Source organism: Rhodococcus sp. TAF43, from assembly GCF_052113525.1.
In the GTDB taxonomy this organism is placed as follows: domain Bacteria; phylum Actinomycetota; class Actinomycetes; order Mycobacteriales; family Mycobacteriaceae; genus Prescottella.
On sequence record NZ_JBFRDL010000011.1, the window covers coordinates 21717 to 37467 of the forward strand.

Below are 15751 nucleotides of genomic sequence, written 5' to 3' on the forward strand. Positions count from 1 at the left end.
CCCCGATCTTTGGCACACTCGACATTCCGGGCTCACCGTGAGCCGGCCCCGACAGAAAGCTCAGGTGCACCATGCTCGAACGCCGCGGACGTCTCGCCGCCACCGTCGCCGCGACCGCTGCAGTGGCCGCGCTGATCGGCGGGTGCAGCAGCACCGAGTCCCCGACGCCGGAACAGAGCGCGCACACCGCGGAGTCGACCTCGCCCTCGAAGACGCCGCCGGCGACCACCGGGAACTCCGGGAACTCCGGCGCGGGCGGCGGTGCCGTCGCCGGCGTGACGGCGGAGCAGGCGGCACAGCTGTGCTCGGACATCGACGAGCAGTTGCAGAGCTGGCGCACCTACACCCCGACCATCGGGAAGGGTGGGCTCAACACGGTCGTCGTCACCTGGGCCACCTCCAACGGGATGAACCTGATCGAGCTCGCGGGTGACCGCGATCGGATCGACGCGATCACCACCGCGCAGTGCCCGCAGGTGCGGGACGGGGCGCTCTATGCGCTCGAACTGCCCACTCTCGCGGCCGGGTTGATCGGATTCTGATCGAGGTGCGCACCCTGTACCCCGAGATCGTCCCGCACGAAACCGGTTTCCTGGCTGCCGGCGACGACCAGCACGTGTACTGGGAGGTCAGCGGGAACCCGGACGGCAAACCGGTGGTGTTCCTCCACGGCGGACCCGGCGGGGGCACCGACCCGGCACACCGACGGTTCTTCGATCCCGACGCCTATCGCATCGTGCTGTTCGATCAGCGGGGCTGCGGCCGCTCCACTCCGCACGTCGCCGAGGGGGCGGACCTGACGGTGAACACCACCGACCACCTCCTCGCCGACATCGAGTTGTTGCGTGGGCATCTCGGCGTCGAGCGCTGGCAGGTGTTCGGCGGATCCTGGGGTTCGACACTCGCACTCGCCTACGCCCAGCGGTTCCCGCAGCGCGTCACCGAGCTGGTGTTGCGCGGCATCTTCCTGCTGCGGCGCAGCGAGATCGACTGGTACTACAACGGCGGGGCCGGGCACATGTTCCCGGAGCGGTGGGCGGAGTTCCTGGCGCCGGTGCCGGTCGCCGAGCGCACCGGCGATCTGGTGGAGGCCTACCACCGGCTGCTGCACGCCGACGACCCGGACACGGCGCTGCGTGCGGCCATCGCATGGTCGAGCTGGGAGGGCGCGACCAGCTCGTTGCTGCCCAAGCCCGAACGGGTCGCCGAGACGTCCGAGCCGCGGTTCGCGTTGGCGTTCGCGAGGATCGAGAACCACTACTTCCGCAACGCGGGCTTCATCGAGGAAGCACAGTTGCTCCGCGACGCCGGGGTCCTGGCATCGATACCCGGGGTGATCGTCCAGGGCCGCTACGACGTGGTGTGCCCCGCGACGAGCGCGTGGGAACTGCACCGGGCGTGGCCGGCGTCGGAACTCCACATCGTCGACGACGCCGGGCACGCGGCCGCCGAGCCCGGGATCACCCACCACCTGGTGGAGGCGACGGACCGCTTCCGCGGCTGACGGTTTCGGTCCTCGACTGGACCTGTGTGCACTGGTAGACCTGAACTGTGGCAGGACGGAAGCAGGGATCCGGCAGTACCGTCACCGACGTGATCGTCCCCGCGGCACGGGGCCACTACGAGCGGTTGGTCTCGCTCGCCGCCGACGTGCGGGACGACGCCGACGACTCCGTGCACCAGATGCGGGTTTCCGCGCGCCGCCTGCGCAGTCTGCTGGGCACCTACCGTGACGCCTTTCCCCCGGACGCGACGGTCACCGCCCGCTCCGAACTACGGTGGCTCGGATCGGTTCTCGGCAAGGCCCGCGACGCAGAGGTGCTCGCGGCCCGGTTCTGCGAACTGATCGACGCCCAGCCCGCCGATCTGGTGGTCGGCTCCGTCCACCAGCGACTGGTCGGGACACAGGAGGATCTGTACCGGGCCGCTCACGCGGACGCGGTCGACGAGTTCGCCCGGCCGCGCTACGCGGCGCTGTGCGCGCTGCTCGAGGAGGTCACCTCCGGGCGCGAGGCGGCGCCGGTGGATCTGACGCTGCGCAGCGGCCTCGACAAGGCGTACCGACAGCTCCGCAAGGCCGCGAAGAAGGTTCGCGCGCTGCGGCACGAGGACGGCGCGGATCTCGGGCCCGCCCTGCACCGGGTCCGCAAGCGCGCCAAGAAGCTGCGCTATGCCGCCGAGGCGGTCTCGGCAGCGGAGCCGTCGGCCGCGGATCTCGGGTCGGCGGCCAAGGCCCTGCAGTCGATGCTCGGCGACCACCAGGACGGCGTCCTCGCGCGAGACTGGATCATCGACGCCGTCGCGCAGGCGCGCATCGACGACGAGGACACCTTCACCTACGGACTGCTGTACGCCGCCGAGGAAGCACGTGCGGCCCGGACCACGAGCGAACTTCCACGGCTCGTCAAGGCCATCAAGAAGGCGCACCGCACGCTCGACCTCCGAACGTGACCTAGGCGGGGAACGCGAACTGGACCGAGCGCCCCGCGACGTCGGCGCCCACCAGGCGCACCTTCACCTCGTCGCCCTCGGCCGGGTCGCCCGCGCACTTCGCAATGACCGACACCGCCGGCACGAACACCTCCGCACCCCTCTTGTCCCCCGCCGCGCGCAGCACGGTCGCGTCGAACACCTCGCCGACCCGGCCGGCCAACAGGGTCGCCTCGGTGAGGTCCACGCACGCCCGGTCGATCTTGCCCGCACGGGAGTCCGACGCCCTCATCAGCGCGGGCAGGGTGGGCAACGCCTCCCGCACCCATTCGGGTACGGGCTCCCCCGCCGACACCGCGAGGCACACCTCTGTCGTGAACCGGTCCGACAGACGACGCAGCGGCGCGGTGACGTGCGCGTAGGGTCCGCCGATCCCGGAATGGGCCACCACCGCGGGAAGCTCACCGTCGAAGGCCACGTAGTCGGCGCCCCGCATCAGGGAGGTCGCCTCCGTCATCATCACCAGTGACGCCGCCGCGTTCGGATCGAGCCCGGCGAGCACCTCACCCACCCGGGTGCCGTCCGCCCAGGCGACGCCGAGCGCACTTGCGGTGCGCCGCAGCGACTCCACCGCGCGCGTCGCGGGCGGCGGCATCGTCCGCAGCAGCCCGACACCCGCGTCGAGCATCAGCCGCGCCGCGCACATCCCGGTCAACAACGACACCTCGGCATTCCAGTCGTCGGCCTCGGTGCGCGGCTCCATCTCGACCCGCCAGCCGTTGCCGTGGCGCACCACTCGCTGTTCGGGCAGTCGCAGTTCGATCGCGCCACGCTCGGTCGCCGCGACCGCCCGCAGCCTGCCGAACGCGGGCAGTGCCGCGATCGACGGATGCAGGGTCCCGGACGCGGAATGCGCCTGCACGGTGGCGTAGTCGAAGCGGGCGACCGACCGCACCAACGCACGGGTGACGGCCACCCGGACCGGCTCGGCGTGCTCGTCCAGGTCCATCCGCCACAGCACCGCGGGGCGCACGACGTCGGGCAGCAGGCTCGCCGCGTCCTCCGACAGATCCCGCGGATGCAGCGGCACCGAACCGTCGGGGAGATAGAAGGTCTGGCCGCGGTCACGCGTCTCGCGGTCCAGTGCACCACCCGGCAGCACCACCGCGGCCACATCGGCGATCGCGTAGTGCAGCACGAAGCCGTCGCCGTTGCGCTCGAGGTGCAGCGCCTGGTCGAGATCCATGGACCCCGGCGGGTCGATCGTCACGAACGCGAGATCGGTCCGGTCCTCCCGCTCCCCGGCGCGCGCGTCCACGGCGGCGGCCACCTCCGCGAGCACGGCCTCCGAGAATCCTTCCCGGAGCGCGAATTCGGCTCGCACCGCGTCGAAATCGACGCCGCGCGCGATGACCCGGGCCATCCCGACCGGCCGCGGGCTACCGTTCAGTCGTTCCACTCGGCGTCGGCGTCGTCGGCCGCCTTGTTGCGTTCGGCCGCGATCTGCAACGCGCGTTCGGCGCTCTCCCGGTCGGGATACGGTCCCATCCGGTCGAAGACGTTGCTCGCCTTGCCCTGGGTGACCGAGCCGTCGGAGGGGCTGAAATACCACTGCTGGTCGTCGTCGCTCATGTCCTCAGTGTGCCTCGGACGCGGCGTCGTCACCATCGCAACGCGAGGGAAGGGGCATAGGTCTGTGACATCGCCGCTCAGGCTGCTAATCTCTGCGCGTACCGCGCTTTCTCGTCGACGCACCGCGTCACCGAACCATCGACGCGCTGCGTCAAAGATCGGAGCCCCGCATGTCCTACATCCTCTTCGATACGCTTCTCCCCGTTCTCGGCAAGACCGGCGCCGAATACTGGGCCAAGCTGCTGATGATCAACCCGCTCAGCGGCATCCAGGCGTAGTACCCGCAGACAACGAGAAAGGCCCCCGGCAGCGCCGGGGGCCTTTCTCGTGTGTGATTCGGGCGGACGAGTTGGCGTGTAAGCCGGATCCTGTCCCCGACGCGAGCGCCGGGTGGCGACCATCCATCTGGGCACACCGTTGCCGGGTACCTCGAGCGGTTCACCCGCAGGCTCGGGCGAGCAGCCCTCGAACACCTGCGCAGCCGCACCATGTCCCGGAGGACACCGGTGCGGCCTTCAACCTTGCTCCGGGCGGGGTTTACCTAGCCGCCCCAGTCACCTGGGGCGCTGGTGCGCTCTTACCGCACCTTTTCACCCTCACCGACCGCTGTGTCACAAGGACACAGCCGCATCGGCGGTCTGTTTTCTGTGGCACTGTCCCGCGAGTCACCTCGGGTTGCCGTTAGCAACCGCCCTGCTCTGTGGAGTCCGGACTTTCCTCGGCATCGGGCCTGACATCTCGAGGATGTCGGTTCCCGTCGCCGCGGCCGCCCGGCCAACTCGTCCGCACGGTAAGCCTACTGGGTCGCCGCGCCGTGTCCGAACCGGCGGTGTCGGAGTGCCGGGCTAGGGTCCGGAACATGACCCGATACGTGTCACTGCTGCGAGGCATCAACGTCGGTGGAATCAACATCAAGATGGCCGATCTGAGCCGGGTGTTCACCGAGTTGGGCTTCGACGACGTCAAGACCGTGCTGGCCTCCGGGAACGTCCTGTTCTCCAGCGACTCGACGGACATCCCGGCGCTGAAGTCGGACATCGAGGCCGCGTTGCGCGCCGCATTCGGCTACGAGGCGTGGGTGTTCGTGCTCAGCACCGAGACATTGGCCCGAATCGTTGCGTCCTACCCGTTCGACCCCGCGCACGACGGCTGGCATCCGTACGTGATGTTCACTGCGGAGCCGACGGTCCTCGCGGGTCTTCTCGACGCACATACCGACCTCGATCCGGACATCGAGCGGATCCGGGGCGGCGACGGCGTCCTGTACTGGGAGGTCGAGCGCGGGATGACACTGAAGAGCAGTTTCGGTAAGAACACCGGCAAGCCGAAACTCAAGGCGGTCACCACCACTCGCAATCTGCGGACCCTGGTGAAGCTCCTGAAGTAACCGCGGGCCCCCGGTTCTCACGGGCAACAGCCGCCGGCCCGAGCTCGGTTCGTTCGAGCTCGGGCCGGTCACCATCCCACTGACGATCCTCGGCGCCCGTCACCGCGCTGTGGGCGGTGCGGTAGGCGCCGTGGCCGTCAGCTCCGGGCCGGCTCCAGCGACTCGTCCGCGAACGGATCGCCCTGGCGCGGCGCGTTGTACAGCGTCTCGTCCAGGATCTTCTCGCGCTTGGCGACGATGGTCGGCACCAGCGCCTGACCGGTCACGTTGAGCGCGGTGCGCCCCATGTCGACGATCGGTTCGACCGCGAGCAGCAGGCCGACACCGGCCAGCGGCAGACCGAGCGTGGACAGCGTCAGCGTGAGCATGACGGTCGCACCGGTGGTGCCGGCGGTGGCCGTCGAACCGATCACCGACACCACGATGATGAGCAGGTAGTCGGTCAGGCTCAGGTCGATACCGTAGAACTGGGCGACGAAGATCGCCGCGATCGCCGGGTACACCGCGGCGCAGCCGTCCATCTTGGTGGTCGCGCCGAGCGGCACCGCGAACGACGCGTACTCGCGCGGCACACCGAGATTGCGTTCGGTGACCCGCTCGGTGAGCGGCAGTGTGCCGATCGAGGAGCGTGAGACGAACCCGAGTTGCGTGGCCGGCCACACTCCCGTGAAGAAGTTCTTCACCGAAAGCCCGTGCACCCGAATCAGAATCGGGTAGACGACGAAGAAGACGATCGCCAGTCCGATGTACACGGCGAGGGTGAACACGCCGAGCTGACCGATCGCGTCCCAACCGTAGGTGGCGACGGCCTTGCCGATGAGGGCGGCGGTGCCGATCGGCGCGAGGCGGATGATCCACCACAGCACCTTCTGCACGATCGCCAGCAGCGCGGCGTTGAAGTTCAGGAACGGCTCGGCCTTCTCCCCCACCTTCAGGGCGGCGATGCCGATCGCGATCGCGACGACGAGCAACTGCAGGACGTTGAAGCTCAGCGACGTGGTCGCCGAGAAGCCGGAGGCGGCGTCACCGGTGACGGTGGTCCGGGCGCCGAGGCCGAGGAAGTTCTGCGGCACCAGACCGGTGAGGAACGCCCACCACGATCCGGAACTCTTCGGCTCGGAGGCCGTCGTCGCGTCGACCGTGGTGTTCGCGCCGGGCTGCATGACCAGGCCGACGGCGATACCGATCAGCACCGCGATGAACGCGGTGATTGCGAACCACAGCAGCGTCTGGACCGCGAGGCGGGCCGCGTTCGCGACGTTCCGCAGATTCGCGATGGAGCTGACGATCGCGGTGAAGATCAGCGGTATCACCGCGACGGTGAGGAGGGCGACGTAGCTGGAACCGATGGTCTTGACGGTTCCGACCAGCCAGTTCTCGTTGCCGTCGGCGGCATCGGGCATGGACCGGGCGATCAGACCGATGACGACGCCGAGGATCAGGCCGGCGACGATCTGCGGGCCGAACGAGGTTGCCCACTTGGGCAGGGCGCGCCGGGGCGCGTCGAGGGTGGGGGCCGACATGAGGGCCTTTCGGGTGGAGATGTGGAGACGGCGCACGACGACGCGCGCGACCGAAGGGGACGCACGGAGGGCTCAGAGGGAGGAGCCGTCCCGGGACTCGAGATGTCTACCGGGTGTCAGGCGTGACAGACCGCGCTCGCCTGCAGACAGTTGTCGACGTAGCGGCGACAGGTCAGCAGGGCGTTCACAACGAGGAAGGGTACGCCCATACCGGGCATCGATTCCAACCGGGCGGCACCGGCGAGCGAATCGGCGGACAATGGGACCACGATCGACGACACCGGCCGCGGAAGATCGCGGCCGCCGGAGGAGCGATTGTCATGGACGAGTCCGAGGGCTTGGCCCGGACCACGACTCAATTGGCGGCGACCGTCGTCGCCGCGATCATCCTGTCGATAGGCATCGTCGGGTTCGTTCCGGGCATCACGTCCGACGTCGGCGACATCACCTGGGCCGGCCCCGGGACCGACGCGCGACTGCTCGGCACCGTGGAGGTGTCGATCCTGCACAACCTCGCGCACATCGCGGCCGGCGCCGTCGGTCTGGCGATGTCCCGCACACTGGCCTCCGCCGAGATGTTCCTCATCGGCGCCGGATTCCTGTCGGCGATGCTCGCCGTGTACGGGTTGGTCATCGACGCCGCGACGGCGTCGAACTTCATGCCGATCGACACCGCCGGGAGCTGGCTGCACCTGCTCGCCGGCGTCGGACTGGTGTTCCTGGGCGTCGCGCTGCCGCGACACGACGACGGACCTACAGATGCGACGTATCGTTGACCAGCCGCACCGACGAGCCACCGTCCGGGTAGAACTCCGCGATGCTCAGCGACGCCAGATCCAGGTGCAGGCGGTACAGCAACGACGGACCCACGTCGAGCGCCAGTTGCAGCAGTGTCTTGATCGGCGTCACGTGCGTGACCACCAGGATGTTCGAGCCCGCATACGACGCGGTGAGCTCGTCACGCACCCGCTCGATCCGGGCCCGGACCTCGTCGAAGCTCTCGCCCTCGGGTGGGCGCACGGACGTGTCCGACAGCCACCGGCGATGCAGGTCGGGGTCCCGCTCGGCGGCCTCACCGAACGTCAGGCCCTCCCACTTACCGAAGTCCGTCTCGGTGAGTCCCTCGTGCACCGTGACCGGCAGTCCCAACGCGCGGGCGGCCGCGTCCGCGGTCTCCCGGGCTCGCCCGAGCGGCGACGACACCACCGCGGCGATCGCGCCGCGCTCGGCGATCCGCTCCGCCGCCGACCGGGCCTGCGACCGGCCGAACGCCGTGAGTTCGGGATTGCCGCGGCCCGAATAGCGCCGTTCGACGGACAGTTCGGTCTGGCCGTGCCGCAGCAGCAGCATCCGGGTGGGGGCGCCGACCGCGCCGGTCCAACCCGGAGCGGTGGCCGCGGCCGGCTCCGCCGCGGATTCCTCGGTGGTCTCGGCGACCGCACCGGAGGTGATCGCGTCCTCCCCGTCCATCGCCTCGTTCGCGAGCCGGTCGGCGTGGGAGTTCTCGGCGCGCGGGATCCACGTGTACGTGACCCGCGCGAACGATCCCGCCAGCGTCCGCGCCTGCTCGGCGAGCGGAATCATGTCCGGGTGCTTGATCTTCCAGCGCCCGGACATCTGCTCGACGACGAGTTTGGAGTCCATCCGGACGTCCACCTCGCGGGCGCCGAGGTCGCGGGCCGCGGTCAGGCCCGCGACGAGGCCGCGGTACTCGGCGACGTTGTTGGTGGCGACACCGAGGAACTCGCGGCGCTCGGCGAGCACCCGGTTCCGATCGGCATCGAACACCACCGCGCCGTACCCGGCCGGGCCCGGGTTACCCCTCGATCCGCCGTCGGCCTCGACGACGACCCGGTCAAGAGTCACAGACCGGACTCCTTGGTGCGCACCATGATTGCGCCGCATTCGGGGCAGCGGACGACGACGTCCGCAGCGGTGCCGGCGATCCGGGAGATCTCGCCGCGGTCGATCTCGATGCGGCACGCGCCGCAGCGACGGGCCTGCAGCAGGGCCGCGCCGACACCGCGCTGCTCGCGCTGCTTCTCGTAGATCGCGAGCAGGTCCTCGGGGAACTGACCGACCAGGGCGGCGCGGTCGGTGTCGCAGCGCTGCTGCGTCTTCTCGAGGTCCGCGACGGCGTCGTCGCGGCGACGCTCTGCGTCGATCAGTTCGTCCTCGACCTGCGTCAGGCGGGCACCGGCGTGGTCGTGATCGGCCTGCGACGCCTCCCGGCGCTCCATCACCTCGAGCAGTTCGTCCTCGAGCACGCTCTGTCGACGCTCCAGGCTGCTGAGCTCGTGCTGCAACTCCGACAGCTGCTTCGCGCCGACGGTGCCGCCCTCGAGCAGCTTCCGGTCCCGCACCTCGCGCTGGCGGACCGCGTCGACCTCGCCTTCGAGCTTCTTGATGTCCCGGTCGAGGTCGTCGAGGACGATCTCGACGGACACCGCCGCGTCCTTACGGGAGAGGCGCTCGGCTTCGAGTCGCTCCACTTCCTGCTGCTCGGGCAGTGTCGAGCGACGGTGCGCGAGCCGTGCCAGCTCGGTGTCCACACCCGCGAGCTCGAGAAGCTTGGACTGCACTGAGGGATCGACGTTCACGCGTGGAAGCTCCTGCTGTGTTCTTGATGTTCTTGGGGTCGGACCAGTGGTCGTTCGTCGTAGCCGACGAACTCGTACCGGCCGAGATCAGGTGTCAACCGTACCCCGACAATGCGGTGCGCCGACCACATCAGCCGACCGCTTCACCGGCACCCGTCAGTGGCACGCGACGGTCCACGGGTCGGTGCGCAGTTCCGTCACCCGCACCTCCCAGCCGTCGACGTCCGAGAACCGCTCGTCGAGCACGCCCTTCGCCTGTGCGCACCACGGTTGTTCGCTGGCCCAGTGCGCCACGTCCACGAGCGCCGGCCCGCCCTGCCGCAGATGCTCGTCGGCGGGGTGGTGACGCAGGTCCGCGGTCACATAGGCGTCGACGCCGAGGCCGGTCACGGTGTCGAGCAGCGAGTCGCCCGAGCCCCCGCAGACCGCGACAGTGCGGACGATCCGGTCCGGATCTCCGGCTGCGCGAACACCCCATTCGGTGCGCGGCAGCGCCGCCGCGACCCGTTCGGTGAACTCGCGCAGCGTCTGCGGCCGCGGCAGCTCCCCGACCCGGCCGAGGCCCCGGCTGCCGGGGAAGTCGACGGTCTCGAACACGTCGAACGCGGGCTCCTCGTACGGGTGCGCCGCCCGCAGGGCGCGCAGCACGCGTGTTCGGGCCGAGCGCGGCGCGATCACCTCGACGCGGTCCTCGCGCACCGCCTCCACCTCGCCGACGGTGCCCAGCGTCGGGTTGGCGCCGGCGAGCGGCCGGAACTGTCCGTCGCCGGTCGCCGTCCAACTGCACTCGCGGTAGTCACCGAGCTCGCCGGCGCCGGCCGCGAACAGTGCGTCGCGCACTCGGCCCGTGTCGGTCGTGGGGACCATCACCACCCACTTGTCGGTCACCGTGTCGGGGATCGGGACCAGCGGGCGCGTGTCCACGAGGCCCAGCGCGCCCGCGAGCGCGTCGGACACGCCCGGATCGGCGCGGTCGGCGTTGGTGTGCGCGCTGTACAGCGCGCATCCGCCGCGGATCAGCCGGTGCAGCAGCGCCCCCTTCGGCGTGTGCGCGCCGACGGTGTCGACGCCGCGCAGCAACAGCGGGTGGTGCACCAGCAGCAGTTGTGCACCGGTCGCCAGCGCCTCGTCCACGACCGCGGCGGTCGCGTCGACGGCGACGACCACCTTGCGGACCTCGTCGGCGGGGTCGCCGGCCACCAGGCCGACCGAGTCCCACGACTCGGCGAGGGCCGGCGGGTAGGCCGTCTCGAGGGCCGCGATCACCTCGGCCAGCGTCGGGGTCGTCGTCGGGGTTGTCATCACGGCATCTCCCTCGTCAGTTCACTCATGGCGGCGATAAGTTGCTCGGCCTTCCCGCGCGGCCGGACCGCGACGCGCAGGAAGTCCGGGCCCAGGCCCGGGAAGGTGTCGCAGCGGCGGACCGCGATCCCCCGCTCGCGCAGGTGGGCGCGCGCACGCTCGCCGTCCGGCAGACGCAGCAGCAGGAACGGCGCCGACGCCGGCAGGTGGACGTCCACCCCGGCGTCGCGGAGCAGCGCGGCCATGTCGCCGCGGTCGGCGGCGATCCGGTTCGCCATCTCCCCGGCCTGCTCGACGGCGGCGGGTTCGCTGCACGCGGTGATCGCCTCGAGTTGCAGGCTGCCCACCGGCCAGTGCGCGCGCCCGTGCTGCATCCGCGCCAGCACGTCCGGGTGGCCCAGCGCGTAGCCGCACCGCAGCCCGGCCAGCGCCCACGTCTTCGTCAGGCTCCGCAGCACCAGGACGTCGGGCAGCGAGAGGCCGGCTACCGACTCGGTCTCCCCCGGGACCGAGTCCATGAACGCCTCGTCGACGACGAGGATCCGGCCGGGCCGGCGCAGCGCGAGGACGTCATCCGCCGCGTGCAGCACCGACGTCGGGTTGGTGGGGTTGCCGAGCACCACGAGATCGGCGGAGTCCGGCACGGCGGCGGGATCGAGGCGGTACGGCGCCTCCAGGGTCACGTGCGTCACCGGGACGCCGGCCTCGCGCAGTGCGAGTTCGGGCTCGGTGAACGACGGATGGATCAGCGCCGCCTTGCGCACCCCGAGCCGCGGCAGCATCGCGAACCCCTCGGCGCCGCCGGCCAGTGGCAGCACCTCCTCCGGCGTCCGGCCGTGCCGGACGGCCACCTGTTCGCGGGCGCACCGGTCGGCGTCGGCGGCCGGATACCTGCCCAGGCCCGCCAGGGCGTCGGCAAGCCTGCGCCGCAACCACTCCGGCGGCCCGTCTCCCTGCACGTTCACCGCGAAGTCGAGCAGTCCGGGGCCGGTCTCGGCGTCGCCGTGGTGCCGCAGGGCCGCGAGAGTGTCCGCCGCCGATCCCGATCCGAATTCCATAGCCGTCGAGCCTACGGCGCGTGCGGTGGCGCACCTGCCCGGGCGTCGGTGGACGTCGGCAGCACAATGGAGCCGTGACACTTTCCTCTTCCTCCCCCGGCCTCGCCTCGACACCCACGACGATCGCCCCGGTCATTCTGTTCGACCTCGACGGCACCCTCACCGACTCCGCGCTCGGCATCCACAACGGCTTCCGGCACGCCCTCGCCGCGGTCGGCGGTCCCGAGCCCACCGCGGAGATGCTGGCGACGGTAATCGGCCCGCCGCTGATGGACTCGATGCGCGGGATGGGACTCGACGCCGACACCACCGCGGCGGCGCTGGCCGCGTACTTCGAGCGGTACGACGCGATCGGCTGGTCGGAGAACGAGGTGTACGAGGGCATCGAGCCGATGCTGACGGCCGCCCGGGGCACCGGCGCCCGCCTCGCGGTCGCGACGTCGAAGACCGAGAAGTTCGCGATCCGGATCCTCGAGCACTTCGGCCTCGCCGACTACTTCGAGGTGATCGGCGGGGCCAGCAGCGACGGGTCGCGCCGCGCGAAGGCCGACGTCGTCGAGCACGTCCTCGGCGGGCTGGGCCTGCCGGCGACCGTGGGCGGCACCGCCGACGTCGTGATGATCGGCGACCGCGAGCACGACGTGCACGGCGCGGGGCACTGGGGCATCCCGACGGTGTTCGTCGAGTGGGGCTACGGCACGGCAGACGAGGCGGCCGCCGCCCGCTGGACGGCGCCCACCGTCGCGCATCTCGAGCGGATCCTCACGCGGGCCGGGTGAGCCGGGCATGATTCACGTCACCTTCGTGTGCACCGGCAACATCTGCCGGTCCCCCATGGCGGAGCGCATCTTCGCCGAGCACGTGCGCCGCGCCGGTCTCGACGATCGGGTGCGGGTCAGCAGCGCGGGCACCCACGGCTACCACGTCGGCGACGGCGCCGACGGCCGCACCGACCGGGTGCTCGTCGATGCCGGCTACCCGACCGGGCACCGCGCCGAGCAGGTCGGGGACGACCATCTGGCCGCCGACCTGGTGGTCGCGCTCGACCGTGGACACGATCGGGCCCTCGCTCATCTCGGGGTGCCCACCGAGCGCCGCCGACTGCTCCGCAGCTTCGATCCGGATGCGGACGGCGATTCGGTGCCCGACCCGTACTACGGCGACATGACCGACTTCGAACTGGTCCGCGACCAGATCGAGGCAGCCGTTCCGGGCCTGCTGAACTGGGTGCGGGGGAGCTGACCGGCAGCCGAGCCGCTACCGTGGACACGTGCGAAGGCTGAAGTTTCTGCTGCGTCCCGGCTGGCTTGCGTTGGCGGCCGTGGTAGCCGGTTTCGCCTTCATGTGTTTCACCGTCCTGGCGCCGTGGCAGCTCGGCAAGAACACCAGGACCGAGGAACGCAACGGGCTGCTCGAACAGTCCATCAACGCCGACGCGGTGTCGATCGACACCCTGCTCGGTGGTGCCGGCCCGGCCCCGGACGACGAGTGGCGCAAGGTCGTCGCGACGGGAACCTATCTTCCCGACAGCGACCTCCTGGTCCGGCTCCGCTCGGTGGAGGACGCGCCCGCGTACGAGGTGCTCACCCCGATGCGACTGAGCGACGGCGCCACCCTGCTCGTCAACCGCGGTTACGTGCGCCCTGTGCAGGGCACCGAGGCGCCGCCCATCCCGGCGCCGCCCACCGGCGAGGTGTCCGTCGAGGGCCGCGTCCGCATGTCCGAGGGCACGGTTCCGGGCAAGGAACCGATCACCGAGGCCGGCACCGAGCAGGTGTACTACATCGACTCCGGCCAGATCGGGCAGTTCATCGGCACCGACCTGGTCAACGGCTACCTGCAACTCGACGACGCCCAGCCGGGCGGGCTCGGCACCATCCCGCTGCCGATGCTCGACGCCGGGCCGTACCTGTCGTACGGGTTGCAGTGGCTGGCGTTCGGCATCATGGCGCCGCTGGGTCTGGCCTACTTCGTCCGCGCCGAACTCCGCGAGCGCCGCAAGACCAAGGCGACCGCGGCGGCGCCGCCGGCGCCGGAACCGGCCGACGAACCAACCACCGCGACGCCACCGGTCGACGAGACTCCGGCCGGTGCGGCTCCCGAACCCACCGTCGACGAGTTCGCACTGCCCACCCGCCGCCGTGGACTGCGCAAGAAGGACGCGGCCCCCAGCGCGCCGCTGTCCGCCAGCGAGGCCAAGATGGCCGACCGCTACGGCAGACGTCGCTGACCCGGTCCCCCCACCGACACGGAGAAGCCGCCGGCCCCTCGCGGGTATCGGCGGCTTCTCTTTATGACAACGCCGCCCGGCCCCCGGTATTCCGATCCCCCGGTATTCCGATCCCCCGGTATTCCGATCCCCCGGTATTCCGATCCCCCGGTATTCCGATCTCGGCCTCGGCCCGGGGTCAGAGCGCGGTACCGCTGTCGCATTCGAACTCACTCACCTGCGCCTGGACGATTCGGGCGCCGAGATCCTCGCCGGATCCGTCCCCGCGAAAAGCGGTCAGAGTGTGCCGGTCCTGCCACCGTTCGAGGACGTTGATCCGGTCGGGTTCGATCGGATCGGGACTGAGGGCGAAGTCCAGGCATCCGTCGGCGGCCCGCGCCGCCGTCACGACGCTCCGGCAGGCAACCAGGTAGCCCTCGCGGTCGTCCGGGGCGACCCGCAGATATCCGGCCACGATGATCATGGTTCTGACTCCGTTCGTCTCGAGCTGTCGTGAGGACAGACTCCGGCGGACCGGAGAACTCGTCGCAGCCGGTCAGCGTCGTCGGCGCCGACCGACGACGAGGGCCAGCGCCGCGGACGTGACGGCCGCCCCCGCCTGGACGATCGTCGACAGCCGCGCCGCTCGCTCGAGGTCGGCGACGACCGGCGCCGGGCCCGATCCAAGGGTCGGCCGCATCTCCACGCCGTACGCGTACTCGGTGCGTCCGCCGAGTTGGATCCCGAGCGCTCCAGCTGTGGATGCCTCCGCGACGCCCGCGTTGGGGCTCGGATGATTCGACGCGTCCCGCCGCCACGCCTGGAGGGCGTCCCGAGCCGAGCCGCCCACGGCGGGTGCCAGGGCCACGGTCAGCGCGCCGGCGAGGCGGGCGGGCGCCAGATTCACGACGTCGTCCCAGCGCGCCGCAGCCCACCCGAAGCGGTTGTACTTCGCCGAGCGGTAGCCGATCATCGCGTCGAGCGTGTTGGACGCGCGGTACGCCAGCAGCCCCGGCACCCCGGCCACCGCGCCCCAGAAGAGTGCGCCGACGGTCGCGTCGGAGGTGTTCTCGGCGACCGATTCGAGGCTCGCGCGGGCCAGCCCGTCGGCGTCGAGCACGCTCGGATCGCGACCGCACAGCGACGGCAGCAGCGAACGTGCCGACTCCAGGTCCCCGGCTTCGAGGTGTCTTGCCATTGTCCGGCCGGTGCCCGCGAGGGAGGTACCTCCGAGTACGGTCCACGTCGCCGCCGCGGTCACCGCCGTCTCCCCGACCCAGCCGCACTTCGCGCCCAGGCGCTGCGCGAGCACACCGCCGACAGCGGTCGCGCCCACCAGGATCGTGGTGTGCGCGGCTCCGGACAGCCGACTGTCGGCGTACGTCCGCTTCTCCAGTTCCATTGCAGCAAGACCGAATCCGGCGACCGGATGCCACCGCCGCGGGTCCGCGAACACGCGATCCGCGGCGTAGCCGAGGAGCAGGCCGACAGCCCTCGCGGTGGAGCTCGGACGACGAACAGCGGGTTCCCGACGGGAGTTGTGGAGCACGACGGTATTTCTATCAATGCCTAGGTCGACGGGCCGGCACCGGGCTGTGGGGATATGCCCG

General features: G+C 70.7%; 18 protein-coding genes and 1 other RNA gene. 8 read left to right on the forward strand and 11 right to left on the reverse strand.

All coding sequences use genetic code 11. The features are described from left to right. Positions 1 to 71: 71 nt before the first annotated feature. The 3 genes from AB4Z09_RS09570 to AB4Z09_RS09580 are packed head-to-tail and all read left to right on the forward strand — an operon-like array spanning position 72 to position 2451. The gene (locus AB4Z09_RS09570; protein WP_114719218.1) at positions 72 to 542 is read left to right on the forward strand and encodes a hypothetical protein; all 471 of its coding nucleotides are present in this window, start codon (positions 72 to 74) and stop codon (positions 540 to 542) included. Further along, complete coding sequence (gene pip, locus AB4Z09_RS09575) at positions 539 to 1504, forward strand: prolyl aminopeptidase (RefSeq protein ID WP_174914812.1); 966 nt, start codon at positions 539 to 541, stop codon at positions 1502 to 1504. Before AB4Z09_RS09570 ends, pip begins: the two co-directional genes overlap by 4 nt. Before the next feature lie 47 nt (positions 1505 to 1551). Continuing rightward, the gene (locus AB4Z09_RS09580) at positions 1552 to 2451 is read left to right on the forward strand and encodes a CHAD domain-containing protein (protein WP_174911141.1); all 900 of its coding nucleotides are present in this window, start codon (positions 1552 to 1554) and stop codon (positions 2449 to 2451) included. A 1-nt stretch (position 2452) separates the two neighbouring features. Here AB4Z09_RS09580 and AB4Z09_RS09585 read toward each other — a convergent pair whose 3' ends face one another. From AB4Z09_RS09585 to rnpB, 3 genes are all read right to left on the reverse strand, one after another. After that, positions 2453 to 3853: an RNB domain-containing ribonuclease gene (locus AB4Z09_RS09585; protein WP_114719215.1), complete on the reverse strand. Its 1401-nt coding sequence runs from the start codon at positions 3851 to 3853 to the stop codon at positions 2453 to 2455. Between the two features lie 23 nt (positions 3854 to 3876). After that, positions 3877 to 4062 carry a hypothetical protein gene (locus tag AB4Z09_RS09590; protein WP_114719214.1) on the reverse strand — a complete coding sequence of 62 codons (186 nt, stop codon included), beginning with the start codon at positions 4060 to 4062 and terminating at the stop codon, positions 3877 to 3879. A 341-nt stretch (positions 4063 to 4403) separates the two neighbouring features. Beyond that, positions 4404 to 4844: RNase P RNA component class A (gene rnpB / locus AB4Z09_RS09595), an RNA gene on the reverse strand. A 77-nt stretch (positions 4845 to 4921) separates the two neighbouring features. Here rnpB and AB4Z09_RS09600 point away from each other — a divergent pair. Next, positions 4922 to 5449, forward strand: coding sequence for a DUF1697 domain-containing protein (locus AB4Z09_RS09600; RefSeq protein ID WP_114719213.1), 528 nt, complete (start codon positions 4922 to 4924; stop codon positions 5447 to 5449). 137 nt (positions 5450 to 5586) lie between these two features. Here AB4Z09_RS09600 and AB4Z09_RS09605 read toward each other — a convergent pair whose 3' ends face one another. Both AB4Z09_RS09605 and AB4Z09_RS09610 read right to left on the reverse strand, forming a co-directional pair. Beyond that, positions 5587 to 6972: a dicarboxylate/amino acid:cation symporter gene (locus AB4Z09_RS09605; RefSeq protein WP_174911143.1), complete on the reverse strand. Its 1386-nt coding sequence runs from the start codon at positions 6970 to 6972 to the stop codon at positions 5587 to 5589. A 116-nt stretch (positions 6973 to 7088) separates the two neighbouring features. Next, the gene (locus tag AB4Z09_RS09610) at positions 7089 to 7232 is read right to left on the reverse strand and encodes a hypothetical protein (RefSeq protein ID WP_174911145.1); all 144 of its coding nucleotides are present in this window, start codon (positions 7230 to 7232) and stop codon (positions 7089 to 7091) included. Between the two features lie 60 nt (positions 7233 to 7292). On the opposite strand from AB4Z09_RS09610, the gene AB4Z09_RS09615 reads away from it, so the two are divergent. After that, positions 7293 to 7748 carry a DUF4383 domain-containing protein gene (locus tag AB4Z09_RS09615; RefSeq protein WP_114719212.1) on the forward strand — a complete coding sequence of 152 codons (456 nt, stop codon included), beginning with the start codon at positions 7293 to 7295 and terminating at the stop codon, positions 7746 to 7748. Here AB4Z09_RS09615 and AB4Z09_RS09620 read toward each other — a convergent pair. The 4 genes from AB4Z09_RS09620 to cobC form a co-directional block, all read right to left on the reverse strand. Beyond that, the gene (locus tag AB4Z09_RS09620) at positions 7726 to 8838 is read right to left on the reverse strand and encodes a bifunctional RNase H/acid phosphatase (protein WP_174911148.1); all 1113 of its coding nucleotides are present in this window, start codon (positions 8836 to 8838) and stop codon (positions 7726 to 7728) included. The two genes, AB4Z09_RS09615 and AB4Z09_RS09620, sit on opposite strands and share 23 nt — an antisense overlap. Further along, positions 8835 to 9572, reverse strand: coding sequence for a zinc ribbon domain-containing protein (locus AB4Z09_RS09625; RefSeq protein WP_114719210.1), 738 nt, complete (start codon positions 9570 to 9572; stop codon positions 8835 to 8837). The genes AB4Z09_RS09620 and AB4Z09_RS09625 overlap by 4 nt, the downstream gene beginning before the upstream one ends. 156 nt (positions 9573 to 9728) lie before the next feature. Continuing rightward, positions 9729 to 10874 (reverse strand): Nif3-like dinuclear metal center hexameric protein, encoded by a 1146-nt coding sequence (locus tag AB4Z09_RS09630; RefSeq protein ID WP_174911151.1) that lies wholly within the window; start codon positions 10872 to 10874, stop codon positions 9729 to 9731. Then, complete coding sequence (cobC, locus tag AB4Z09_RS09635) at positions 10874 to 11932, reverse strand: Rv2231c family pyridoxal phosphate-dependent protein CobC (RefSeq protein ID WP_174911154.1); 1059 nt, start codon at positions 11930 to 11932, stop codon at positions 10874 to 10876. The genes AB4Z09_RS09630 and cobC overlap by 1 nt, the downstream gene beginning before the upstream one ends. A gap of 74 nt (positions 11933 to 12006) precedes the next feature. Between cobC and AB4Z09_RS09640 the strand changes: the two genes are divergently transcribed. Genes AB4Z09_RS09640 through AB4Z09_RS09650 form a run of 3 tightly spaced genes read left to right on the forward strand, consistent with a single transcriptional unit; the run spans position 12007 to position 14162 of the window. Next, on the forward strand, positions 12007 to 12711 hold the full coding sequence (locus AB4Z09_RS09640) for an HAD hydrolase-like protein (protein WP_174911157.1): 705 nt from the start codon (positions 12007 to 12009) through the stop codon (positions 12709 to 12711). Between the two features lie 7 nt (positions 12712 to 12718). After that, the gene (locus AB4Z09_RS09645; protein WP_114719206.1) at positions 12719 to 13174 is read left to right on the forward strand and encodes a low molecular weight protein-tyrosine-phosphatase; all 456 of its coding nucleotides are present in this window, start codon (positions 12719 to 12721) and stop codon (positions 13172 to 13174) included. Positions 13175 to 13202: 28 nt separating this feature from the next. After that, a complete protein-coding gene (locus AB4Z09_RS09650) occupies positions 13203 to 14162 on the forward strand; it encodes an SURF1 family cytochrome oxidase biogenesis protein (RefSeq protein WP_174911160.1) in 960 nt (319 codons plus the stop codon). Positions 14163 to 14340: 178 nt separating this feature from the next. Here AB4Z09_RS09650 and AB4Z09_RS09655 read toward each other — a convergent pair whose 3' ends face one another. Together AB4Z09_RS09655 and AB4Z09_RS09660 are read right to left on the reverse strand one after the other, a co-directional pair. Continuing rightward, positions 14341 to 14625: a putative quinol monooxygenase gene (locus AB4Z09_RS09655; RefSeq protein WP_174911163.1), complete on the reverse strand. Its 285-nt coding sequence runs from the start codon at positions 14623 to 14625 to the stop codon at positions 14341 to 14343. A gap of 72 nt (positions 14626 to 14697) precedes the next feature. Beyond that, entirely contained in the window at positions 14698 to 15690 is a 993-nt protein-coding gene (locus tag AB4Z09_RS09660; RefSeq protein ID WP_254622565.1) for a cobalamin biosynthesis protein, read from the reverse strand. Between the last annotated feature and the right edge of the window lie 61 nt (positions 15691 to 15751).